General features: G+C 65.3%; 21 protein-coding genes. 15 read left to right on the top strand and 6 right to left on the bottom strand.

What is annotated here, in order from left to right:
* The first annotated feature begins 41 nt into the window (after positions 1–41).
* The 3 genes from AC1RRC_RS24645 (at position 42) to AC1RRC_RS24635 (ending at position 2,934) form a co-directional block, all read left to right on the top strand.
* Positions 42–809: an SDR family oxidoreductase gene (locus AC1RRC_RS24645; protein ID WP_493058189.1), complete on the top strand. Its 768-nt coding sequence runs from the start codon at positions 42–44 to the stop codon at positions 807–809.
* Between the two features lie 95 nt (positions 810–904).
* Entirely contained in the window at positions 905–1,285 is a 381-nt protein-coding gene (locus AC1RRC_RS24640) for a hypothetical protein (RefSeq protein WP_493058188.1), read from the top strand.
* Between the two features lie 257 nt (positions 1,286–1,542).
* On the top strand, positions 1,543–2,934 hold the full coding sequence (locus AC1RRC_RS24635; protein WP_493058187.1) for a sensor domain-containing diguanylate cyclase: 1,392 nt from the start codon (positions 1,543–1,545) through the stop codon (positions 2,932–2,934).
* Between the two features lie 24 nt (positions 2,935–2,958).
* Here AC1RRC_RS24635 and AC1RRC_RS24630 read toward each other — a convergent pair whose 3' ends face one another.
* On the bottom strand, positions 2,959–3,702 hold the full coding sequence (locus tag AC1RRC_RS24630; protein WP_493058186.1) for a substrate-binding periplasmic protein: 744 nt from the start codon (positions 3,700–3,702) through the stop codon (positions 2,959–2,961).
* A gap of 221 nt (positions 3,703–3,923) precedes the next feature.
* Here AC1RRC_RS24630 and AC1RRC_RS24625 point away from each other — a divergent pair, with 221 nt between their 5' ends.
* Genes AC1RRC_RS24625 through AC1RRC_RS24610 form a run of 4 tightly spaced genes read left to right on the top strand, consistent with a single transcriptional unit; the run spans position 3,924 to position 7,814 of the window.
* Entirely contained in the window at positions 3,924–5,168 is a 1,245-nt protein-coding gene (locus tag AC1RRC_RS24625) for a TIGR04552 family protein (protein ID WP_493058185.1), read from the top strand.
* A 6-nt stretch (positions 5,169–5,174) separates the two neighbouring features.
* Positions 5,175–5,963, top strand: coding sequence for a substrate-binding periplasmic protein (locus AC1RRC_RS24620; RefSeq protein WP_493058184.1), 789 nt, complete (start codon positions 5,175–5,177; stop codon positions 5,961–5,963).
* Positions 5,963–6,784 carry a substrate-binding periplasmic protein gene (locus AC1RRC_RS24615; RefSeq protein ID WP_493058183.1) on the top strand — a complete coding sequence of 274 codons (822 nt, stop codon included), beginning with the start codon at positions 5,963–5,965 and terminating at the stop codon, positions 6,782–6,784. Before AC1RRC_RS24620 ends, AC1RRC_RS24615 begins: the two co-directional genes overlap by 1 nt.
* Before the next feature lies 1 nt (position 6,785).
* Complete coding sequence (locus AC1RRC_RS24610) at positions 6,786–7,814, top strand: serine hydrolase domain-containing protein (protein WP_493058182.1); 1,029 nt, start codon at positions 6,786–6,788, stop codon at positions 7,812–7,814.
* A gap of 2 nt (positions 7,815–7,816) precedes the next feature.
* Here AC1RRC_RS24610 and AC1RRC_RS24605 read toward each other — a convergent pair whose 3' ends face one another.
* The gene (locus tag AC1RRC_RS24605; RefSeq protein ID WP_493058181.1) at positions 7,817–9,298 is read right to left on the bottom strand and encodes a M61 family metallopeptidase; all 1,482 of its coding nucleotides are present in this window, start codon (positions 9,296–9,298) and stop codon (positions 7,817–7,819) included.
* Positions 9,299–9,502: 204 nt separating this feature from the next.
* Between AC1RRC_RS24605 and AC1RRC_RS24600 the strand changes: the two genes are divergently transcribed.
* The 6 genes from AC1RRC_RS24600 to AC1RRC_RS24575 are packed head-to-tail and all read left to right on the top strand — an operon-like array spanning position 9,503 to position 16,479.
* Positions 9,503–10,186 (top strand): RDD family protein, encoded by a 684-nt coding sequence (locus AC1RRC_RS24600; RefSeq protein ID WP_493058180.1) that lies wholly within the window; start codon positions 9,503–9,505, stop codon positions 10,184–10,186.
* Complete coding sequence (locus AC1RRC_RS24595; protein WP_493058179.1) at positions 10,183–11,148, top strand: stage II sporulation protein M; 966 nt, start codon at positions 10,183–10,185, stop codon at positions 11,146–11,148. The genes AC1RRC_RS24600 and AC1RRC_RS24595 overlap by 4 nt, the downstream gene beginning before the upstream one ends.
* A complete protein-coding gene (locus AC1RRC_RS24590; protein ID WP_493058178.1) occupies positions 11,138–12,826 on the top strand; it encodes a hypothetical protein in 1,689 nt (562 codons plus the stop codon). Before AC1RRC_RS24595 ends, AC1RRC_RS24590 begins: the two co-directional genes overlap by 11 nt.
* Complete coding sequence (locus AC1RRC_RS24585) at positions 12,823–14,154, top strand: DUF4350 domain-containing protein (protein ID WP_493058177.1); 1,332 nt, start codon at positions 12,823–12,825, stop codon at positions 14,152–14,154. The genes AC1RRC_RS24590 and AC1RRC_RS24585 overlap by 4 nt, the downstream gene beginning before the upstream one ends.
* Positions 14,132–15,127, top strand: a complete 996-nt coding sequence (locus AC1RRC_RS24580) for an AAA family ATPase (RefSeq protein ID WP_493058176.1) — start codon at positions 14,132–14,134, stop codon at positions 15,125–15,127. Before AC1RRC_RS24585 ends, AC1RRC_RS24580 begins: the two co-directional genes overlap by 23 nt.
* Entirely contained in the window at positions 15,124–16,479 is a 1,356-nt protein-coding gene (locus AC1RRC_RS24575; protein WP_493058175.1) for a DUF58 domain-containing protein, read from the top strand. The genes AC1RRC_RS24580 and AC1RRC_RS24575 overlap by 4 nt, the downstream gene beginning before the upstream one ends.
* Positions 16,480–16,481: 2 nt before the next feature.
* Here AC1RRC_RS24575 and AC1RRC_RS24570 read toward each other — a convergent pair whose 3' ends face one another.
* The gene (locus AC1RRC_RS24570; protein ID WP_493058173.1) at positions 16,482–17,042 is read right to left on the bottom strand and encodes a DUF805 domain-containing protein; all 561 of its coding nucleotides are present in this window, start codon (positions 17,040–17,042) and stop codon (positions 16,482–16,484) included.
* Positions 17,043–17,171: 129 nt separating this feature from the next.
* Between AC1RRC_RS24570 and AC1RRC_RS24565 the strand changes: the two genes are divergently transcribed.
* A complete protein-coding gene (locus AC1RRC_RS24565; RefSeq protein WP_493058303.1) occupies positions 17,172–18,101 on the top strand; it encodes an alpha/beta fold hydrolase in 930 nt (309 codons plus the stop codon).
* A 64-nt stretch (positions 18,102–18,165) separates the two neighbouring features.
* Here AC1RRC_RS24565 and AC1RRC_RS24560 read toward each other — a convergent pair whose 3' ends face one another.
* Entirely contained in the window at positions 18,166–19,605 is a 1,440-nt protein-coding gene (locus AC1RRC_RS24560) for a M16 family metallopeptidase (RefSeq protein WP_493058172.1), read from the bottom strand.
* A 1-nt stretch (position 19,606) separates the two neighbouring features.
* Entirely contained in the window at positions 19,607–21,007 is a 1,401-nt protein-coding gene (locus tag AC1RRC_RS24555) for a M16 family metallopeptidase (protein WP_493058171.1), read from the bottom strand.
* Between the two features lie 111 nt (positions 21,008–21,118).
* On the opposite strand from AC1RRC_RS24555, the gene AC1RRC_RS24550 reads away from it, so the two are divergent.
* Positions 21,119–23,407, top strand: coding sequence for a putative bifunctional diguanylate cyclase/phosphodiesterase (locus AC1RRC_RS24550; protein ID WP_493058170.1), 2,289 nt, complete (start codon positions 21,119–21,121; stop codon positions 23,405–23,407).
* A gap of 12 nt (positions 23,408–23,419) precedes the next feature.
* Here the strand turns inward: AC1RRC_RS24550 and AC1RRC_RS24545 are convergent, their stop codons facing one another.
* Complete coding sequence (locus AC1RRC_RS24545; RefSeq protein ID WP_493058169.1) at positions 23,420–24,247, bottom strand: hypothetical protein; 828 nt, start codon at positions 24,245–24,247, stop codon at positions 23,420–23,422.
* Positions 24,248–24,263: the final 16 nt, after the last annotated feature.

Here is a 24,263-nt window from a genome sequence, read left to right as displayed (position 1 = left end):
CCTCCACCATACTGGCCGCTCACACCACAGAAAGGACCACCATGGCAACAGCGGCACTCCCCTTCGAGCAACAAACCGCGCTGGTCACCGGCGCCTCGTCCGGCATCGGCCTGGCCACCGCGCGCGCCTTGCTGGCGCAGGGCGCCCGCCGCGTCTACATCACGGGCCGCGATGCGGATAAATTGCGGCGCGCCGCCGCCGGCCTGGGCGAGCGGGCCATCGCCGTGGCCGCCGACAGCGCCGACATCGCCAGCCTGGCGCAATTGCACGCGGCCATTGCCGAGCGCGGCGACCGCCTCGACGTACTGTTCGCCAACGCCGGCGTGGCCATCAACAATGCCTTCGGCGACACCTCGCCGACGGCCTACGGCACGCTGTTCGACATCAACGTCAAAGGCGTGTTTTTCACGGTGCAAACCTTGCTGCCGCTGCTCAACGATGGCGCGTCCGTCGTGCTGAACGCGTCCATTGCGGGCAATCTCGGCATGCCCAACCTCAGCCTGTACAACGCATCGAAAGCCGCCGTGCGCTCGTTTGCCCGTTCCTGGGCCAGCGATTTGAAACCGCGCCGCATCCGCGTCAACGCCATCAGCCCCGGCGTGACCCGCACCCCGATCCTGCACACCGGGCTGGCCATGAATGACGCGCAAATCGATGGCGTGGCGCACTTCCTGGCTGAAACTTCCCCGGCCGGCCGCATGGGCGAGGCCGAAGAAATTGCCGCCGCCGTGCTGTTCCTGGCGTCGCCGGCCGCCAGCTATGTCAATGGCGCGGAACTGGTGGCGGACGGCGGCTTCAGCCAGGTATAACCGGCATATTCCGACCGGGGCACGAGGCATCGTCCTACCGGGCCCGCCCGGCGGCGGCGCAATAATGGGGACTCGACCCCTCGCAGGAGATGCCCATGAACACCAAGGCAACCTTGTTGCTGGCCGCCATCATGGCCGCCGGCAGCGCCGCCGCCCAGACCGGTACGCAAGTCAATCCGCGCAATCCCAGCGATTCGCGCGCATTCGATGTGATGGAAATCGACCAGGGCCCGCCCACGGCCACCGACCGCCTGTATGCGCAACCCAAGCAGAAAAAACACGGCAAGAAGGTCGGCGAGAAACATCGCGCCGCGGAAACCCAAGCGCTGGACACCAGCAGCATGGGCGCCAGCGGCAGCACCAGCGAGACCGGCAGCGGCGCCGCGCCACCTCAGGTGATTCCCCCCGTGTCGGAAGACTTGCCGGGCCAGCCCGACCGCGAGATTCCTCCCAACGAACCACGCATTGACCGTTAATTGACCGGCAATTGGCCCGCAATTGCCCCGCAGTTGACCCGCAGTTGCTCGTTAACTGACCGCAAACGCGCCGCTGCGCCCCCGGCGCGGCGGTACTTCACCGGCCGCTCACCGCCGCCGCAGCACGCCCACGCGCGCTGCGGCGTCTCCACGCCACACTGACGCGACATCCCGACCGGATTTACTTGCCCGGTAACAAGCTCCTTACTACAATCTAGCAAGTAAAACCCTCCCGCGAGCGGCCCCGTCCGCGCCATATGAACGCAGCAAAATTTCCCGCCGGCCTGATCGCCGCCGCCCTCGCCTATTACGCGCTGGCGCGCTTCGGCATGGCGATTTTTGCCCTGAAACCCGCCAACATTACCTTGCTGTGGCTGCCGTCCGGCATTGCCCTGGCCATGTGCCTGCAGTGGAGTTACCGCGCCGTGCCCTATATCGTGCTGGCCAGCCTGGCGGCGAATTTTGACGGCATGGCGGCAGCCAGTTCGCCCGCCCACCTGGCGCACACCGTGGTGGCGGCGCTGACCGACGGCATGGCCGGCGCCCTGGCGATGCACATGTACCGCAGCATGCTGCCCGGTGGCCTGGTGCGCGCGGCGGATTTGCTGCCGTTTATCTTGTATGTCTGCCTGGCGCCGACCGCCTTGTCCAGTTTGATCCTGGCGGCCAACCTGGCCGCCGGCGGTTATATCGGATGGCATGAGGCCGGCGGGCTGGCGCGCGTGCTGGTGCTGGCCGACAGCCTGGGCCTGCTGCTGGTCTACCCCGCTTACCAGGCCTGGCGCCAGCGCAACGCGGCGCCGCCGTTGCGTGCGCGGCCCCTGCTGGCCGCCGGGGTGGCAATCCTCGCGCTACTGCTGGCGGGACAGTCCGGCCTGCCCGGCATGGAATACTTCATCTTTCCCGTGCTGCTGGTGTTGTCATTCCACACCAGCCTCCTGGGCCTGACCGCCGTCAGCGCACTGGCCATCGTCGCAATCATGGCGTCGGCGGCGCACCATGCCGGTCCGTTTGCCGCCATCGGCGGCGATGCGGCGTTCCGGGTCGCGGCGTTTGCGTTTTCCTGCGCCCTGACGGTGCTGGGCGCCGCGCTGCAACATGGCCAGCTGGAACATTCCGAGCGCACCCGCCGGCAGTGGCAGCAAGCCGCGGAACATGACGCGCTGACCGGTTTGCCCAACCGGCGCCTGTTCATGCCGAAGGTGCAGATGGAACACCAGCGCTCGCTGCGCAGCGGCAAACCCTATGCCATCGCCATGCTCGATCTCGACCATTTCAAGGCCGTCAACGATTCCCATGGCCATGCCGCCGGCGACCTGGTGCTGGACGCCGTCGCCACCGTGCTGCGGGACAATTGCCGCATGATCGATACCCCGGCCCGTGTCGGCGGCGAAGAATTCGCGGTCCTGCTGCCGGAATGCAGCGGCGCGCAAGCGCGTCCATTCCTGGAGCGCTTGCGCGGCAAACTGGCGGAACTGGAGATCCCGATTGACGGCCAGCGCGTGCGCGTCACGGTCAGCATCGGCATCGCTTCGTTCAACGGCCCGTACGATACCGCCAACGCCGTGGCGGCGCGCGCCGACCAGGCGCTGTACCGGGCCAAACAGGCGGGGCGCAATTGCAGCATCGTCGACGCCGTCGCTGCCTGATGCCTGATGCCTGATGTTTAATGCTTAGTGCGAGCGCAGCGTCTTTTGCCAGTTCGGATCCTGCAATATCGCCGCCAGCGCACTATTGATGCCGGGCGCCGCAAACGAAAATTCACGGGGAATCAGGATCATGCGTTCAAACGCATCATGCGGCTTGCGCGCCACGTAAAACTGTTGCTGCCAGTCCGCGCGCTGGCGCAACATATAGTCGAAGGTGCGGCGCGTGATGATGGTGGCGTCGACCCGCTTGCGGTACAGCTTGTCCAGCGACGCTTCTTCGCTGACCGCATCGTCGCGGGAAATGCGGCCGGTTTTGACCAGTTCATCGACGCCAAAATAGTAATAGCCAAACGACAGCCCCAGGTGCTTGCCCGCCAGGGATTCCGGGCCGTCATACTGCACCGGGTCGGCCAGGCGCGACACCACCACATCTTCATCTTGCATGAACGGCGGCGACCACAGGTAGCGGGTGCGCGCCGCGTCGCGGAACCACGACGGATGCACACCCACCACCAGGCCATGCAGGCGGCCGCTTTCCAGCTCGGTTTCCAGCCGTTTGCGCGGCAGATAGACGGTTTTAAAGGTATGCCCGGGCACGTGTTCATTGAGGTAGCGCGCCAGGTCGTAATACAGGCCGGACTGCCGGTCCCGGTCGATCAGGTACGGCGGCTTCAGGTGGTAGGCGTACAGGACAATATCGTCCGCCGCCGCCGGCGTGCCGCAGCCCATCCACACCATTCCCAGCAGCGCGTACCCTAACTTTTTCACAGCCGCACCTTCCCCGTAACAATCCCTGCCAGACTAGCATTTAACGTACTCAACAACAAGGTGGCCATAGGTTATGGAACCACGGAGTCCGGCGATTTTCGCCAAACAATATAAATCATTTATTTAATTCTTCCATGCTGCAGCGCGGTATCGACATTGATTGACCGTTGCAAGCCCCGCTGCGATACTTTCTTATCAGATAGGGCTGATGGCATAAAGAAATGACAGAAATTCATGCATCGCTCACCGGCGGCGCGCGCAAGTTTTCGCTCAACTGGGGCTACCTCAATGCAATCGCCAGCGGGGTGTCCGCGATCGACCTGGAAGGCCTGGCGCTGCGCAACCTGCACGACGCGCGCCAGTTCGTGTTGGAGTATGGCTTCGACCTGGACCAGCCGGCCGCGCCCGGCGTGATCGCCCGCGCGCACCGCGAAGCCGTGGCCTTCATCAGCAATACATTCCTGGAACCGTGGCAACACGAGTTGATTCCGGACGCGGTGCGGCATCCGCAAGATCCGCTGCAATTGCTGGTGTATGCCTCGCGCCGCGGCATGCAAGCCGATACCTTGCGCATGTGGTCGTGCGCGGTGTTGAAAGTCATGCACGGCATCTTTTACATCGACAACAACCTGAAGCTGCGGCACTTCAACACCATCCGCGAGCAAGTGTTTGCCACGCTCGATGAAGTCATCCACTGTGAAGACGGCCACTATTTCCTGCGCCACGATGGTTCCTGCCTGCCGCTGCTGCACTTCGACCGGAAAAACAACAAGGGCCGCAACAGTATCCTGCTCAAGCTGCTGCAAAAGGCGGCTTACCTGGCCGCCGACGTGTACGACCACCTGGGTGTGCGCATGATCTTCAATACGCGCTTCGAATGCCTGCTGGCGCTGCAAACGCTGCAGCATGCCCATTTGCTGTCGGTGACCAATGTCGACAGCCAGCGCACCCGCAACACCTTGCTCGATATGGATGCGGCCAAGGCGGTCTTCACCAAATACCGCGCCCAGCTGGAACGCTGCGACCATTATCCGGCCGACTTGCTGCAGCAAATGGACCTGGAACTGGCCGCCGCCGCCAAGGAACAGACCCGCAGCGACAATCCGCACAGCGGCGAAGGCTTTTCCAGCATCCAGGTCACTGTGCGAAAAATGATACACCTGCACGCCGATGACGTCGGCGGCGCCAGCCTGCCCGCCTACGCCGCCCAGGATGGTGTCGAAGCGCCAGCCGAACCGGATTATGATGTGGGCTTCTTCTTCGAATATGAGATCCAGCTGATGGACAAGGCCAGCCATGACCGCAGCCTGAGCGGTCCAGCCAGTCACGAAGCGTACAAGCGGCGCCAGGTCGAGACCGCGCGCATCCGCATTTTCGGCCGCGAATTGCTGCGCTGGATCGCCAGCCAGCCGTGTCCCGACAGCGTGGCCGCCGCGCAGCCGGCTGTCGCCGCACCGGTGGCATAACGCGCCATGCCGCGCCTGCCCTCCCTTGCCGTGACCGCAGCCGTCCTGGCCTGCGGCATGTGCATGGCGGCGGCAGCGCCCGTGTCTGCGCCCGAGTCCACGCCCGTGCTACGCACCGCCGCACAAGACAACAACACCATTAAATTCAACCCGAAAGGCGAACGCAAAGGCGTCTGCGTGGAAGTGTTCCAGGCGCTTGAGCGCGTCGATCCCGGCCTGCGCTTTACCGGCTGGGACCAGCCGATGTCGCTGCCGCGCGTGGAAACCGCGCTGGCCGAGAACCAGCTCGACGTCTTTTGCGGCTTGATCCGCACCCCGGCGCGCGAAGCGAAATTCAGCTTTATCGACGTGCCGGTGTATACCGTACGCCACAGGATTGCGGTGCGCATGGACGACGACATCCAGGTGCGCAGCCTGGACGATATCCGCAAACTCGGCCCCGGCACGGTGGTGATCGTCCTGAAGGGCACGGCGCATGAAGAGTCGCTGCGCCGCTATGGCGGCCTGACCCTGGACGCCAGTGCGCAAAACCTCGATGTCAATTTGCGCAAGCTGGCGCACGGGCGCGGACGATTCCTTTACCACACTGAAAACGCGCTACTGCGCTATATTGAGATTGAAAAGCTCGGCGGCCACATCAAACTGCTGCCCGCCGTGCTCAAGGAAGACAATATGCTGTTCGCGGTCTCCCGCAGCCTGCCCGCTGCCACGGTGAATTTGCTGCGCCATGCGCTGCAGCAGATGGCTGACCGTGGCGAACTGAAAAAGATCTACGCACACTACAAAGAAGATTGATGAACACGTCCTCCGCCGCGGGCAAGCGATTGCGCCGGCATGCGCTGCCGGTGCTGGCGGCTGCCTGCGCGCTGGCCGGCGTACCCGGCACGGCGCATGCCGCGCCATCCCGGCCGCTGGTGCTGTGCTATGAAGACGTGGTGCAGCGGCCATGGACCACGCCATCCGGCGGCGGCTTGAACTTCGAATTATTGCGGCGGGTGGAAAAGCAGCTGGGGGAACGATTCAGCTACGTGGCCAAACCATGGCGGCGCTGTCTTGAAGAAATGCGCACCGGCACGGTGGACGCCGCCATCGGCGCGGCCGATGGCCCCGAGCGGCGTTCGTTCGCGGTCTTTCCCACCTTGCCGGACGGCGCGCTCGACACTGCCCGCGCGGTCGGCTCCGACTACGCGCACGTGTTCCTGCGCACCGCCGGCGCCGCCAGCTGGGATGGCAAACAGCTGCTGGCGCCCAACAACGAAGTCGCGGTGCAATCCGGTTATATCGTCGGCGCGGTGCTGCGCGAACGGGGCTACCGCGTGCGCGAACTGGTGAAGTCCGCCGACGATGGTTTGCGCATGCTGGCGGCCGGCCTGTACGACGTGGCCATCCTGCAAGGCCTCGAGGCCACCAGCCTGGCGCGCAGCGATCCCCGCTTCCAGGGCGTGGTCAAACAGGCGCCGCAGCCTTACGCCGTGTTCATGCTGTACCTGCCGTTTAATCGCACGGTGTATGCAAGCGATCCGCGCCGCATCGAAAGCATCTGGCGCGCCATCGCCAGCGTGCGGCAATCACACGAATACCGGCAGTTGCTGCATGACGCGGGCGTGCCGGACTGATATGGGAAACATCATCGACTCACCCGCACAACCGGCTGGATTCAATGTCCAGCGCCTTGACGAGGCGCTGGCGCTGTTCGCATCCCCTGCAATTAACTTCCATGGCCTGGTCATTATGCGGCACGGTGCACTGGTGGCGGAAACTTACCGGACCGGCCGCGATCGCAGCCTGTACCAGCTGCTGTTCCGCAAGCGCCAATTCGACGCGGCGCACTTGCACGATCTGCGCTCCATCACGCGCTCGGTCGTCGGACTGCTGTGGGGCATCGCGCAAAGCCAGGGCAAGGCGCCCGCCCTGGACACGCCGGTCTTGCCGCTCTATCCCGCGCTGTCCAGGCTGGCGCGGCGCGGCCGGCAATCCATCACCGTGCGGCACCTGCTGACCAACACCAGCGGCCTGTCATGGCGGGAAATGAATGCCGGGAAAGTATTCAACAGCCAGATCGGGCTGACTTGCCGCGGGTTCGCGCCCTTCCTGTTCCGCCGTCCGATGTCGTCGCCACCCGGTATGCGCTTCAACTACAACGCGGGGGGCACCGCGCTGCTGGCGGAAATCCTGGCGAAAAACACCGGCATGACGCTGCCGGAATTCGCACGCCAGCACTTGTTTGAACCGCTCGGCATCACGCAATGGGAATGGACCAACGACCTGCGCGGCAGGCCGCTGGCGTTTTCCGGCCTGCGCCTGCGCCCGCACGACCTGGCCCGCATCGGCCAGCTGGTGCTGCAGCACGGCCAGTGGCAAGGCCGCCAACTGGTGCCGGCGGCCTGGGTCGATGAGGCGATCCGGCCCCAGATCGACACCGGCGACGGCCGCCAGTACGGTTACCACTGGTGGCTTGGCAAGGTCGATGCGATCGGCCGCAGCCACCAGTGGGCCGGCGCCTTCGGCAATGGCGGCCAGCGCCTGTATGTGGCGCCGGCGCTCGGCCTGGCCGTGGTGATCACGGCCGGCGCCTACAATTCACACACGATCGGGCAGCAATGCAACGCGCTGCTGAAGAAAATCGCCGCCGCGATCGAGCGTTGACATTACCTGTAATCGAAGCCGAAGATATCGCGGAAGCGCTGCTTTTGCGCCGCCGCCGCATCCGGATGCGGCGTGATGTCGTGTTCCAGCATGAACAGGAAGTGTTCATATTCGAACCCCAGTTCCCGCATCACCGGTTTCAAGTCAAACGGTTCGGTCCTGGCGACGATTTTTTGCAGCATCGGGTCCAGGTCGACGCCGCCCACCTGTTTCGCCACCCGCACGATGTCCGCATGGGTATAGGTTTTGCCCGGATGCGCGAATTCCGCGTATAGCGCCTTCATCACGTCCGGCAAGCCCACCTTGTTGTGGCTGGCGCGGCGCAGTTCGACATCCATCGCCAGGCCGGCAATCGCGCCGCCGCCATACACCAGCAGCCACGCATTGTGCTTGTCCTTGACGGCGTCCTGCACGGTGGACTTCAAGCCCTGGCCCTGGCGCGCCACGCTCTGGCCACGGCCCAGGTTTTCCAGGAAGCGCGTCACGTGGGCCTGGTCGAACAGGCCATTGCGCGCCATCGTGGTGACGGTCAGGTAATCGGTCACGCCTTCCTTGAACCATTCTTCGGTCGGCGCGGCCGGCACCAGCGAATGGCCGTTCCAGAAGTGCAGCAATTCATGCGCCATCACGCGGCCCCAGAATGGGCGCGTCATGGCATTGATGTCGCCTTTCAGGAACTGGCTGAAGCTGCCGGCAAAGGCGCCGCCATCGCCAGTCGCGCCCGGATTGGCCACGATCAGGTAGCGCTCCGCCAGCGGCGGGCGGCCAAACAGCGACACGTAGGTGGCCAGCTGGCGCTCGATCAATTCACGCATGATGGCGCGCTGCTGCCAGTGGCGCTTGCCCAGCACCATGGAAATGCGCATGCCGCCCGAGGTGAATTCTTCCTGTTGCGCGGTGCCGAGGAACAGCGCGTTATTCACCAGTTCGCGCCGTGAATCGGCGGTAAAGCTGTTCGGCGCGCCGGCCTGCTTCCAGGGCGTACGCGCACTCCAGCCCTTGGGCAAATCGAACTCCACCCGGGTCTGGCCCAGCATTTTTTCACCCGGCACCAGGAACAGGTAATAGCCGATCGCCATCACGCCTTCCTCGGTGTGGTACAGCACTTCTTCCTGGCCGCCCGGCCAGTCGTACTGGTCATGTTCCAGGCGGACGTCGTAGCGCAGCCTGACGCGGCGGTCGCCCTGCAATTCGTATTCGCCCTCGCCCTTGTCGGTGACAGCGATCGGCTTGCCGTCCATGGCGCGCACATCGAGCTTGTCGATGAAGGTGGCCTGGCCGTTTTTCAGGCCGGGAATCGGGAAGGCGTTGAACATGGCCAGTTCCTTGCCCTCGATCCAGACATCCGCTTCCACGTGGGCGCGCTTGGCATCGGCATCGATGCGCACCTTGTAGTGGTTCGGCTGCTGGTCCCACGCGTAGGCGGATGGCGCCAGTAGGCCCAGCGCGCAGCCCAGTACGGCCGCCAGCATGGTCTTTTTCATTGTGGTCTCCCCTGTGTGAGATTTGTTATGGGTATGAGGCCCGCACTGTAGCGGCACTAGCGGGTTGCCAGCCAGTATCGCGCGACAGGATGCGAATTCCACGGAACAGGCCGTTAAAAAACGTGTAAAACAACAGCCTTTTTGCTTTTTTTCCAACTATTTCTTGGTTACAATCAACTTCCTCTTTCATCCGCCCCAGATACCTTGATCGATGGCCGCTTATCGCTGACGACGCCGGAAGGCACACGCTTGCTGCTGACCCCGGCTGGCCCGGCAGCGCGCGCCTGGGCCTGGGCGATTGATTTCCTGCTGTGGCTGATCTTCATCTTCCTGTGCATGATGTTGCTGTCGAACGCCAAGTTTGCGCAAGGCCTGTATCTGCTGCTGTTTTTTGTCAGTTACTGGGGCTACCCGATCCTGTGCGAGGTGTATTTCCGGGGCCAGACCCTGGGCAAGCGCATCATGGGACTGGAAGTCCGGCGCGACAACGGCTTGCCGGTCGGCTGGCGCGAATCCATGCTGCGCAACCTGATGCTGGTGGCCGACTTCATGCCGGTGCTGTACGCAACGGGCTTGCTGTCAATGCTGTTCGACCGCCAGTTCCGCCGCCTGGGCGACATCGTGGCCGGCACGCTGGTGGTCTACCGCGACCAGCCGCCAGTGCGCCGCGCGCAATCGGCCGATGAGGAACCGGCCACGCCGCAACCGCTGCCCTTTCCCCTGCCGCCGCCACAGCAGCGCGCGCTGGCCGACCTGTTTGAACGGGAAAGCGTGCTGCCCCGCGCCCGGCTGGAAGAACTGGGCGATATCGCCGAGCCGCTGACCGGCGCCACCGGCGCCGAATCGCTGGAACGCCTGCGTTCCTATGCCGCCGGGCTGCGCCTATGAAGCAGCTGCAGTTTGAACAGCAGCACGGTGCGCTGTGGGAAGAGATCACGGCCATCCTGGAACAGCGCTCGCCGCAACCGGATGCGTTGCCGGCGCTGTACCGGCGCCTGTCGCAATGCCTGGCGCTGGCCGAACAGCGCGGCTATTCGCCCGCGCTGACCGATTACCTGCATGCGCTGTCGTCAGAGTGTCACCAGCGGCTGTATGGCGCGGTGGCGGAGCGGCCGCGCGCGCTGCTGCAATGGATGCTGCAGGATTTTCCTTGCCGGGTACGGGCTGAATGGCGGCTGTTCGTGGCCGCCTCGCTGGCTTTCTGGGCCGTGGCGCTGGTCCTGGGCTTGCTGGTGTGGTACCAGCCGCAATGGGCGTACAGCTTTATCGACCCGCACCAGCTGGAACGCATGCGGCAGATGTACAGCCCCGGCAATATCCGCATGGGGCGCGGCGGCGCCGAAGGCGACGTCATGATGTTTGGCCACTACATCTGGAATAACGTCTCGATCGGCTTCCGCACCTTTGCCGGCGGCATTTTCGGCGGGCTGCCCGCGCTGTTCAGCCTGGCCTTCAATGGCGTCCACCTGGGCATCGTCGGCGCCTGGCTGTCGCGCGATCCCGCCACCATCGGCAATTTCTGGTCGTTCGTCATCACCCACGCCAGCTTTGAAATCACGGGGCTGGTGTTGTCCGGCATGGCCGGCATGCGCCTGGGACTGGCGCTGCTGGCGCCGGGACGCATGACGCGCCGCCATGCGCTGCTGGCCGCCGCCCGCGCGACGTTCCCCGTCACGGCCGGCGCCGCGCTGCTGACCGTGCTGGCCGCGTTTGTCGAAGCCTTCTGGTCGGCCAGCACCGCCATCCCTCCCGCCATCAAATATGCGGTCGGCGCTTGCTGCTGGATCGCCGTGATTGCCTTTTTCGTGCTGGCCGGCCGCACGCGGGTGAAGGGTAACGATGCAGCTTGACCGGATTACGATTGCACTGCGTCCCCGCCCGGCGCGCCAGGCGCTGGACCTGGGCTTTGCGCTGCTGCACGCGCGCGCCGCCACCGTGTACAAGGCGTGGCTGGCGCTGTGGCTGCCGCTGGTCGCGCTGGCCGCCATGCTGACCGTGGCGCTGCCCGATTACGCGGGACTGTGGCTGCTGTTGCCATGGTGGTTCAAACCGCTGCTCGAGCGTGCGCCCCTGCATGTGCTGTCGCGCCAGGTGTTTGGCGAAGACGTCACGTGGGCGCAGGCGGTGCGTGCCTGGCCCGGGCAATTGGGCGGCGGCTGGATACGGATGCTGACGTGGTGGCGCCCGTTCATGGCGGGGCGCGGCCTGTACCAGCCGGTCTGGCAGCTGGAACATGCGCGCGGCGCGGCGGCCAACCGGCGCCGCGACGTGATTGGCCGCGATGGCGCGGGACGCGCCGCCTACATGTTCGGTGTCGCCTGTGTGCATTTCGAAGCCGTGCTGCAAATCGGCATGCTGGCCTTCGTCGGCATGTTCACCGACGAAGACCAGTTCCACATGTTTTCCTATATGACCGGCAGCGAGCCTGACAGCATGACCATGCTGTTGCTGCCGCTGGCCTGCTACGCGATTGGCGGCGCCATCGTCGGGCCGATCTATATTGCGTGCTGCTTCACCTTGTATCTGAACCGCCGCGCCACGCTGGAGGCGTGGGATATCGAACTGGTGCTGCGCCAGATCCGCGCGCCCGGCGCGCGCCGTGGCCAGCAAGTCGCCGCATGGCTGCCGGCGGTGATCGCGCCGCTGGCGCTGGTGCTGGCCACGCTGCTGCCGGCGCCGCCGGCGCAGGCGGAACAGGAAGCCACGAACAAGGCCGTGGATCAAGACGCCAATCGCACCGCCAGCGGAGCCGCCGCTGCGGCCGGGGATGCCACAGCGGACGCGCCAGCGGATGCACCGGCTGACACCCCGGCTTCGCGTGCCGGCAATTGCGCCAGCATGCCCTCCCTGTTCCCGGCCGAGCGCCTCGGCACGCGCGATGCGGAACAGCACCGGCTACACCAGGAAGTCGAAGAGATCTATGCGGGCGACGACTTGCGCGGCTATGACTGCGCGCCCACCTGGCGCCTGAAGGACGACGGCCAGCCGAAAAAGAAACCGGTCAAGTCCGACAGTCCGGACTTGGCGCTGCTGGCGTCCATCACCCGCGCGCTGCTGATTGCCGCCGCCATTGGCCTGTGCGCCTGGCTGCTGTACCGCTACCGCGACCGGCTGCGCGCCCTGTTGCCGCGCGCCGCGGCGCCACAGGCCGCGACGGAAATCGCCGGCCTCGATATCCGCGCCGAGAGCTTGCCGGCCGATGTGACGGCGCAGGTGCGCGCGCACTGGGAACAAGGCGAACGGCGCGGCGCGCTGGCGCTCTTGTACCGCGCCACCTTGTCGCGCCTGGTGCAGCGCCATGGCGTGCTGCTGGCGCAAGGCGCGACCGAAGGCGATTGCCTGCGCGTGGCGGCGCAGGCGCACCAGCGCAAACAGCTCGATGCGGCGGGCCATGCGGTGATGGCCAGTGTCACGCAACTATGGCTGGAGGGCGCCTACGCCGGCCGCTGGCCGGACAGCGCGGCGGTTCACCATGCGTGCGAGGCGTGGGATGCGCGCTGGCGCGCCCCGGCCGGGAGCGTCGCATGAAGCTTGCCCGCAACAGCCTGATCGCGCTGGGCGCCGTGCTGCTCGTGGGCGCGTGCACCTGGCTGTGGTTCGAAGTGATGGAAGAAGTGTGGGAACCGCAGCGCCGCCCGTCCGTCAACCTGGCCGGCAAGCCGATGCTGGCCGCCACCCAGCTGCTGGCGCGGCGCGGCTACCAGGTCGACGTCTATAAGTTGCTGGGCGATGCGAACCTGGATGCGCTGCCCGACGGCGCCCTGATCCTGGCCGACAACAATGGCCAGATGAGCGAAGCGCAGGCACAGCAATTGCTGGCGTGGGTTCGGCGCGGCAATACGCTGGTGGCGCAGCCGCGCTGGTCCGGCGACGACGACCATGACGATGAGCGCCCGGCGCCGGGAGCCAAGCGTAAATTCCGCCTGAAGCGGCTCGATGAAGAAGATCCGCTGGGCGCCCACGCGGGGGTGACGATGGCGTTTGCCCACGAGATGCGCGACAGCTGCGACACTGGCATGGCGCCGCCCCGCAAGCGCCGCCCCGCCCCATCGAACAAGGATGGCGCCGATGACGGCGACGACGACGGCGACGACCGCGAATACGACGGCGAAACCCAGTTCACCTGCGTCACCGCGCCGGGCGGGCGTTATCCGCTGGTGCTGGAAACGTCCGACGAAGTGCTGGCGACGTTGGGCGCCACATCGGGCGCAAGCCGCAAGGCGCTGTGGAGCGATCCCGATGCGGTGGCGCTGCGGGTCTATGAGGAAGGCAACGGCAAGCTGGTGATGGTGTCCGATAATTTCTTCAACAATGCGCGCCTGCCGCGCTATGACCATGCGGAACTGTTGCTGACGCTGGCCGCGCTGCAACCGGCGGCAAAGCGCGCCATGATCGTGCAAGACATTAACGCCACGCCATGGTACCTGGCGCTGTGGCGCAGCGGCAGCATGGCGCTGTCAGCGCTGGCGGTGCTGCTGGTGCTGCTGTTGTGGCGCGCCATGACAGGCGGGCGTTTTGGCCCGCTGCTGCCGCAACCGGCCGGTGCGCGCCGCGCCTTGCTGGAACATATCGAAGCATCGGGCAACTGGCTGTGGAAAGTGCCCGGCGGGCGGGCCGTGCTGCTGGGCGCCGCACGGCGCGATACGCTGGCGCTGCTGGCGCGCCGCGCACCGGAATTGCGCCAGCTGGAAGGCAATGCGCTGTGCGCGCGGCTGGCCCGCCTGCACGCCATCGATGAAACCGCGCTGCAGGAAGCATTGCATGCCGACGCCAGCTCGCACCCCACCGTCTTCACGCGCCAGATCCGGACATTACAACAAGTGAGAAAATCGTATGAGCATTCCGAACGACAGTGACGCCATCAGCCCAGAGCGCATGCAGCAGGCGCTCGACATCGTGCGCCGCATCGGCGAGGAAATCCGCCGCGCCGTGGTTGGCCAGCAGGAAGTGATCGACCAGGTGCTGGCCTGCATGCTGGCCGGCGGCCATGTGCTGATCGAAGGCGTGCCGGGGCTGGGCAAGACCCTGCTGGTGCGGGCGCTGGCGAAAACCTTTGCCGGCGACTTTTCCCGCATCCAGTTCACGCCCGACCTGATGCCGGCCGACGTCATGGGCCATGCCGTGTTCGACCTGAAAAACCAGAGTTTTTCCGTGCGCAAGGGTCCGGTGTTCGCCCACCTGCTGCTGGCCGATGAAATCAACCGCGCGCCCGCCAAGACCCAGTCCGCCCTGCTGGAAGCCATGCAGGAGCGGCAAGTGACGATCGAAGGCGAGTCACATCCGCTGGCGCCGCCCTTCATGGTGCTGGCCACGCAAAACCCGCTGGAAAACGAAGGCACGTACCCGCTGCCGGAAGCGCAGCTGGACCGCTTCCTGGTCAAGGTGCGCATCGGCTATCCATCGGAACAGGAAGAGCAGGACATGCTGGCGGTGGTCACGCGCAACCGTGTCGGCGATGGCCTCGACGTGGCGGCCGTCGCCACACTGGTGCGGCCCGACACCATCGTGGCGCTGCAACAACTGGCGGCGCGCATCCGCGTCGATGACAGCGTGGCCAATTATGCGGTGCGGCTGGTGCGCGCCACGCGCGACTGGGCCGGCATTGCGATCGGCGCCGGTCCGCGCGGCAGCATCGCGCTGGTACGGCTGGCGCGCGCCATGGCGCTGCTGGCCGGGCGCGATTATGTGACCCCGGACGACATCAAGCAGGCCGCGCTGCCGGTCCTGCGCCACCGCATTGCGATTTCGCCGGAAAGCGAGCTCGATGGGCTGAGCGCGGACCAGCTCCTGTCCGCGCTGGTGCAGCAGATCGCGGCGCCGCGCGCATGACGCCTGCGCGCAAGCTGCTGCTATGCGTGCTGGCGTGGGCCGCGTTCGGCCTGCTGGCCAGCCTGCTGGCCGCGCTCCTGACCGCGCTCTCCCCCTCAATCGCGCCCGCGCTGAAAGCACCGCTGGCGCTGGCGTTCTGGGCGGCCGGCGCCGCCCTGCTGGCCGCAGCCCTGGTGGACCTGTGGCGCGGCTGGCATATGCCGCCGCTGGGCGTGGAACGCCAGGCGCCGGGCGTGTGGCCGGTCGGCGTGTGGCACAGCGCCACCCTCACCCTGCGCAACCAGGGCCGGCGCACCGTGCAGGTGGACGTCTTTGACGACTATCCGCCTGGCTGGGACATCGAGGGCATGCCCCATGCCACCGCCATCGCACCCGGCGCCTTTGTCACCGTGACGTACCGGCTGCGCGCCCAGCGCCGCGGCGATGCGCATTTTGGCCCGCCGCACGTGCGCGTGGCCACGCCGTTCGGCCTGTGGCTGCGCAGCCATCGAACGGGCCCGGCGCAGGAAGTCAAAGTGTTTCCCGATTTTTCAAAGCTGCTGGGCCAGACCCTGATGGCGACAGACCGCCGCGCCCCTGCTGCCGGGGCGATCCGCCGCCGCCGCCGGGGCGAAGGGACGGACTTCCGCCAGCTGCGCGAATACCGGCAGGGTGACAGCCTGCGCGCGATCGACTGGAAAGCCACGGCGCGCCAGCGCAAGCCGATCAGCCGCGAATACCAGGAAGAACGCGACCAGCAAGTGGTGTTCCTGCTCGATTGCGGACGGCGCATGGCGGCCGAGGATGAAGGCGGCACGCACTTCGACCACGCGCTGCAGGCGGTGCTGACCCTGGGTTTCGTCGCGCAAAAACAGGGCGACGCGGTGGGCTTGATGAGCTTTGGCCACGATGGCCCCCGCTGGCTGTCCCCGCACAAAGGCCGCGCGGGCTTTGACCGCCTGCTGGCCGGGATTTACGATTTGCACCCCAGCGAACAGGCGCCGGATTATGCGCAGGCGGCCGGTGCGCTGCTGCGCAAACTCAGCAAGCGCGCCTTCGTGGTTTTAATTACCAATTTGCGCGATGAAGACGACCTGGCCATGCGCAGCGCCTGTGAATTGCTGGGCACGCGCCACATGGTGCTGTGCGCCAGCCTGCGCGAGCAGGCGCTCGATGCGGCGGTGGCGGCGGACGTGGGGGATTTCACGCAAGCGCTGCGGCAATCGGCCGCCGTGCATTATCTACAGCAGCGGCGCGACGCCATCAACCGGCTGGGGCTGCGCGCTTCCAGCCTGGTCGATGTGGCGCCCGTACGCTTGCCGGGCGCCTTGTTGAACCGCTACCTCGATATCAAGGAAAGCGGGCAGTTATAAAATCAAAAACCGGCGCCACCACCGGCATTGCGCGCCGCGATCATGAACGGCATCAGGAACGATGCGCCCAGGCTGACGATCATCACCGCCACCATGATCCAGCCGGCCAGCTTGACGGCCAGCGTATTGTCCGCCGGCGGCAAACCGTATTTGTTGGGTCCGGCGGAACCACGGGCACACAGCAGGTAGATCCCCAGCAGCACATTCACCAGCGGCACCACCGCCAGCAACAGCAGCCAGCCGGTATAGCCGGTGTCATTGATGCGCCGCTTCATCAGCACGACATACGGGACGCAAAACACCAGCCCCAGCGTTGCCGGCAGCAGCGCCACATATTCCCGCCGCAAATCGCCGCCCGCCAGCTTGAAGGCGATGGTGGCGACAAATACCAGCGCAAAAGCAGCCGCCATCACGATGGCGACCAGCGCCAGCATATAGGCCAGATAGCGCAGCCGCCCAATGCGCCCTTTCCACGCCAGCAGACGGGGGACATACGGCGCGCCTTCAGTGGCGGGTTCCAGCGCCGCCCCCGGCGCCAGGTAGGGATTGTCTGGATGAGTCAAAATCCTTCTCCTTATCAGTCTTGCAATCATAGCTTGCAATCGGCTCGTTGCGCACTTTACAGCGCAGGTACGCCGGTGCCACACTGCGCAAGTCCCTGATGAAGCCTGCTGAATAAAGCTTGTTTGAATATGATTATTGACATCCTGATTGCGCTGGCGCTGTGCGCCGCCGCCCTGCTGCTGTTCGACCGCCTCGCCCCGATGACCGCCGGGCGCCTCGGGCTGGCGCTGGAACGGTGGCATTCCGGCCTGCGGTTGCGGCATGGCAGCGCCGAAGGGCTGGCCATGCCGTACCTGGAAGGCGGCAGCGGCGCGCCGCTGGTGCTGATCCACGGCTTTGCGGGCGACAAGGACAATTTCGCGCGCATCGCGCGCTTCCTGACGCCGCACTACCGCGTCATCATTCCCGACCTGCCCGGCTTTGGCGACGCGGCGCGCGCTCCCGCCGCCAGCCACCTGATGGCCGACCAGGCGCGCCGCCTGGCGGCGCTGCTGGACCAGGTGGCGCCCGGCCCCGTGCACGTGGGCGGCAATTCCATGGGTGGCTTCATTGCCGCGCAATTTGCCGCGATGTATCCGGAACGGGTGGCGTCGCTGTGGCTGCTCGATGCGGCCGGCACCGAAGCGTCGCACAGTTCCGACATCCTCAAGCACTACGAAGCGACCGGCGAGATGCCGCTGCTGGTGCAACAGGAGCGCGATTTCAATACCCTGATTGCCGCCTGCACGCATAAGGAACCGTTCTTGCCGCACAGCGTGCGGGTGCTGCTGGGCCGGCGCGGGGCGGCCGACTTTGCGCTGCACACGCAATTGATGAAGCAATTGTCGGAGGCGCCGCTGCTGCAGGCGCAGCCTGCCTATGCGGGGATACCGGCGCTGATCGTGTGGGGAAATGAAGACCGCATCCTGCATCCGGACGGGGCGGCGGCGTTTGCCGCGTTATTTCCCCGCAGCCGCACCATCATGATGCCCGGGGTCGGGCACCTGCCGATGGTGGAAAAACCGCGCCAGGTGGCGCGGGAGTATGTGGCGTTTCGGCGGGAGGTGGTGCGGGGTTAAGCCGGCGGTGCGCAGGCATGGCGGCTTCCGCCAACGCGGAAACCGCCCGACGTGCATGATGGCGTTACTTGTCGGTGACGGTGAACTCGCCGAACTCTTTCAACTGTTCGCCAATGGCGGCCTTGTCGCCCACCACCACGATCGATTGCGTGGCGGGGTCAAAGTACTTCTTGCCGATGACGCGCACCTGTTCCGCTGTCACCTGCTGGACCTTCGGCACATATTGGCCGAGGAATTCCGGCGGCAGGCCGATCAGCCAGTTGTTGGCCAGGGTGCCCGCCACGGCGCGCTGCATCTGGTTGGTCAGCAGGTAAGTCCCGGCCACATAGCGTTTGTTCATGCGCATTTCATCGTCGCCGACCAGTTCTTCACCGAGCTTGCGGTATTCCTTGAAGTATTCCGCCAGCGCCTTGCCGGTGACTTCATTGCGCACGTCGGCGCCGCCGGTAATGGCGCCGCCCTGGCGGAACAGGCGCGCACCGGCCGAAGCGCCGTAGGTATAGCCTTTGTCTTCACGCAGGTTGGTGTTGACGCGGCTGGAAAAGCCGCCGCCGATGATGGTCGAGGCCAGGCGCAGCGGCACTTGTTCTTCCACCGTGGCCGACGCGCCCGGGCGGCCCAGGCGCACGGTCGATTGCACGCTGCCCGGACGTTCCAGCAACAGACGCGCCGGTTCCGCCACCACGCGCGCGGCCGGGGTTTCCGCCACCGGTGTACCGGATGCCTTCCAGTCGCCGAACGCGGCTTCCGCCAGCTTGATGGCGTCCGCTTCCGCGATCTGGCCGGTAATCACCAGCAACGCGCGGTCCGGACGGAAGCGCCGGGCATGCTCGGCGCGCAACAGCGCCGCATCGGTCGCATTGATCGATTCCACGGTGCCGGTGGTGCGGGCATACGGATGGTCGCCGTAGATCGTGCGCGACAGCGCGCGGTCGGCGCGGAAGCCCGGCTGCGTTTCCGCCACTTTCAGCGATTGCAGCGCATTGGCCTTGGCCAGCGCCACTTCCGCATCGGGGAAGGTGGGTTCGCGCACCACTTCGGCCAGCAGCTTCATCATGTCGGCCGAACCGGAAGCCAGCGCGTAGGCCGACACCGTGATGCCGTCCTGCGAGGTGCTGCCGGCCACGCCGCCGCCCAGCGCCTGGCTGGCTTCGGCGATCGCGCGCGAACTGTGTTTGGCCGTGCCCTCATTGAGCAGCGACGCCAGCAAGCCGGCAAAGCCCGGACGCTGCGCATCGTCGGCGGCGGAACCGGCGCCGCGCACCGCCAGCACATAGTCCACGCGCGGCAAGCCTTTACGCGGCACCACCCACACTTCCAGGCCGTTGGCCAGCGTCTTGCGGGCGATGTGCGGCACCGGCAACGGCTTGTCGGCGGCGTAACCGGGCAAGCCCGAGGCGGCGGGAGCGGCGGCCTTGGCGGCCGGGGTTTTCGCGAAGGCCACGGGGGCGCACAGCGTGGCAACAGCTGCCGCAATGGCTGCGGCTTGAATTGGCTTTTTCATTTCAGTGGCCTCCGTGTTGGTGGTCGTCATCGCCGTGGAAATGCGCGGCGGGCGGCGTCAGCATCGCTTGCGGCTTGCGGTCGATGACGGTGCGGTTTGCCTTGGTCAGGTAAGTGGCGGCCACGCGCTGGATGTCGGCCGACGTAACGCCTTCGATCCAGCCGGGAATCTTGTTGACGACTTTGGCGTCGCCCCACAGGGTTTGCAGCTTGGCCAGCATGTCGGCGCGGTTGATGTAGCTTTCCATCTGGTTGTTCCAGTCGGCCAGCATGCTGGTTTTCACGCGTTTCAAGGTGGCGTCGTCGACGCCATCCTTGACGATCTTCGCGATTTCCTCATCCATCGCGGCCAGCATCGCGTCGGCGCTGCTGTTTGGCTTGTACAGGCCAAAGATCGTGTACAGGGTCGGGCCATCGTATTCCCACGGTCCCGTCAGGCCCCAGAACGATTGCACGTTCAGCGCAATTTCGCGGCCCTTGACCAGGCCCTGGTAAAACAGCGATGCGTCGCCGCCGGCCAGGACTTCGCCCAGCACGGCCATTGGCGCCTGGTCGCGGCTGCCGCGCGCCGGCATTTTCCAGCCAGCCGCAATGGCCGGCACTTGCGCCAGCGCATCGCCCTGCACCAAGCGTTTTTCTTCGGTATTCAAGCTTTCCGTGAAATCGCCGCCTTTCGGCACCGCGCGTTTCGGGATCGCGCCAAAGTATTTTTGCGCCAGCGCGAAGCCCTGTTGCGGCGTCAGGTCGCCGGCGATCGCCAGCACCGCATTGTTGGGGCCGTAGTAATCGCGGTGGAAATTGCGCACGTCATCGAGGCTGGCGCCCTCCAGGTCTTCAAAGCTGCCATAGCCGTCGTGGTTGTTTTCCCACTTCTTGAACGCCTGCTGGTTGATGTCGATCCACATGAAGCCGCCATAGGGCTTGTTCTTCACATTGACGCGGATTTCCTCTTTCACCACATCCTGCTGGTTTTTCAGCGTCTTTTCGCTGAAGTCCAGGGTCTTCATCCGGTCCGCTTCCAGCCACAGGATCGCGTCGAGCGCGGACACGGGCGCGGTCTCGATGTAATTGGTGAAGTCGGCGCGGGTGGAACCGTTGTTGCGGCCGCCACCGGCCGTGATGGTCTTGTCAAACACGCCTTTCGGCGCTTTGGGCGTCCCCTGGAACATCAGGTGCTCGAACAAATGCGCAAAGCCGGTGCGGTTTTTCGGTTCGAGCCGCATGCCGACGTGGTACACCACGGAAACACCTACGGTGGGCGAACTGTGGTCTTCAGTGACAACGACGGTCAGGCCGTTATTCAGTTTTTTCACGTGGACGGGCAAGTCCCAGCGGTCGGTGCTGGCGGCTTGCGCGGACAGCGAGAGCGTGGCTGCCGCCAGCAAGGCGGAAATTTTGCGCATGCGCATAGACATCCTCGGTGTTCGTACGGTTGATCGGATCGCCAATTCTGCGCAGGGATGTTCAAAAAAGCAAGATTGAAAAGGAGTATCATGACGGTTGGTGTCGCGCGCATGCATACATCCATTCAACGAGGTCACGGGGAGACAGGTATTTTGACGGTGCAAAAGGAAGTCGCTCACTGGCGCGCGCAAATCTTCACACGCATCCTGCAGGTGGTGCTGGCGCTCGGCCTCGTGACGGCGCTGCCCAGCATCATGCTAAGCCTCTCCCAAGGCATCTGGTCCATCGCGGTGGTCGACGTCCTGGCGATCGGGTGGATTGCCGCCATCTGGCGCATCCCGACCTGGTCTTTCCATGTCCGCGTACTGAACTTCCTGGCCGTCACATTCCTGGTCGGCATCGGCCTGATGCTGAAAATCGGCCAGATTTCGCAAATTTACCTGGCGGCTGTGCCGGTGTTCGCGGCGCTGTTACTGGGCCTGCGTTCCGGCATGTGGGCGCTGATCACGTCGTCACTTGCCATGATGCTGGTCGGCTATTACACGCTGCCCACCCTGGCCAATCCGGACGACCAGGCCGCGGCCCTGATCCAGTGGTTCGTGGTCACGCTCAATTACGTGTTCATCATGTCTGTGCTGACGCTGGCCTGCGCCGTGCTGCTGAAACGCCTGGACAGTTCGATCGGCGAATTGCGCGGACTGAATGAGGAATTGCGCCTGACGTCGGCCGCCGTGGCGCGCCTGAACGACATGGTGCTGATCGCCGAAGTCACCAGCGAAGGCCAGCGCATCATTTTCGTCAACAAGGCATTCGAACGCCGCACCGGCTACCGCCGCGACGAAGTGCTGGGACGCGACCTGCGCCTGCTGCAAGGCCCGGACACTTCGCCCGCCACGCTGGAGCGCATCGCCGGCGCCATGCAGCGCTATGAACCGGTGCGGGCGGAACTATTGAACTATACGCGCACCGGCGAGCCGTATTGGGCCGAAATGGAACTGGTGCCGTTTGCCGACGAAGGCGGTAACAATACGCACTGGGTGGCGGTCGAGCGCGACATCACGGAGCGCAAGCGCTCGGAAGACGATATCCACCGCCTGGCTTACTTTGACGTGCTGACCGGCTTGCCAAACCGGCGCCTGCTGATGGACCGCATCGACAAGCTGCTGGCCAGTTCGGAGCGTGACAATACGTTCAGCGCCGTGATGTTCATCGACCTCGATAACTTCAAGACCATCAACGATGCGCGCGGCCACGCGATTGGCGACGCGCTGCTGAAAAACGCCGCCACGCGGCTGGCGCAACTGATCCGCAAGGCCGACACCGTGGCGCGCATCGGCGGCGATGAATTTGTCGTGCTGCTGGCGCACCTGGGCGGCGCGCATTCGGCGGCGGCCCACGCGGCGCTGGCCGTGGCGGAAAAAATCCGGCAAGCGATTGCGCACGACTTCACGATCGAAGGCCAGACTTACAGTTCGTCAGCCAGCATCGGCGTGACGCTGTTGCCGAAAGGTGGCGAGAACCCGCAAGACTTGCTGCGCGAAGCCGATATCGCGATGTACCGCGCCAAGGCGGACGGCCGCAATGGGATTGCCTTCTTTGAAGCGGGCATGCAGGCCGAAGTCGAACAGCGGCTGGACATGGAGCGGGAACTGGCGGCCGCCATTGATAACAGGCAGCTGGCGCTGTACGCGCAGCAGCAGGTCGATTGCGCCGGCCATCCGGTGGGCGCCGAACTGTTGATGCGCTGGCAGCGCGCCGATGGCAGCTGGGTGCCGCCATCGTTGTTCATCCCGCTGGCGGAAGGCACCGGCCAGATCCTGCAACTGGGCGCCTGGGCGCTGCGCCAGGCCTGCCTGTACGCGGTGGAGCTGACCAATGCGGGCCACAGCCTGCCCTTGTCGGTCAATGTCAGCCCCAGCCAGTTCCGCCATGCCGACTTTGTCGAACAGGTGCGCGCCGTGCTGGCGGAAACCGGGGCCCCCGCGTCGCAACTGATCTTCGAAGTGACGGAAGGACTGCTGGTCGAAAAATGGGAAGAAACCGTGCAGCGCATGCACGCGCTGGCGGCGCTGGGCATCCGCTTCTCGATCGATGATTTCGGTACCGGCTATTCCAGCCTGGCCTACCTGAAGCGCATGCCGCTGTACGAATTGAAAATCGACCGCAGCTTCATCATGGACACCCCGGCCGACGCCAGCGGCACCGCCATCGTGCAAACCATCCTGGCGATGGCGCACCACCTGGGCTTGCGCGTAGTGGCCGAAGGCGTGGAAACCACGGCGCAAGCGACCTTCCTGATCGACAGCAATTGCCACAGCATGCAGGGTTACCTGTATGCGCGGCCGGCACCGTTCGCGCAGCTGCTGGAAGCGCTGTCGCCGCAGGTGACGGCGGCTTGAGCCGCAGGCCACTCAGCGCATCGGCTGTTCCAGTTCGACCTGGCCAAAGTCCGCCAGCTGCGCATGCGACTTGCCGAAGTATCCGCTCCAGAAATCGCGCAGCAACTGCATGGCGCGCCGGTCGCTTTCCGGCTTGACCTTGCCGCCATCCGGCAGCACGCCGGCCGCCAGCACATAGACGCGGGCGCCGCCAAAGTCGCCAAACAGGTGGCGGCTGTCCGCCATGCGCAATTCCTGTACCGGATCGACGCGGCGCACGGTGCGGCGATGGTCCGCGTAAAAATCGCCGGCCTCGGAATGTTCCAGCATGTCCGACACCACCAGCACCACCTTGTTGCGGGCAGTGGAGGCTTGCACGGCCTGCGACAGCGCCCGCATGCTGCCCATCACTTCAGTCTGGCCGGTACTGCCGGTGGCCGTATCGAACAGCCGCTTCAACGCCTGCGCCGTGTATTGGCGCGCCATTTGCTTTTGCGTCAACAAGCACTGGTCGAAGCGGGCCAGCAGGGATTTGGACAGCGTGCCGCGCGCGGCGCTGTCGAGCGGCGTATCAAGCCGCCCGGACAGGACCAGGTCTGGCTGCGGGGTTTTCTCCGCCGATGGGAATACCGCCATGGCGATGGTGTTGCCGGCAACCAGGAACGGCTTGATGTAATCCATGACCTGGTGGCGTAAGTCCGCGTCGAGTGGCGTGGTGGCGTCGATGGCGACGAACAGCGCCGTGTCCGGCGGCCCCGCCTGGGGAATCGCGCCGCCCCGGCACTGGGGCAAGATATCGGCGCCCTGCGCCACCGCTGCCGCACAGGCCAGCACCATGGACAGAATCAGTCGCGAGTTCACGGCACACCCCTCTTAT

The sequence above is a fragment of the Pseudoduganella sp. GW821-FHT12E03 genome (assembly GCF_058807115.1).
The sequence above is the reverse complement of the archived record's forward strand: the minus strand, read 5'-3'. Positions and strand labels throughout refer to the sequence as shown.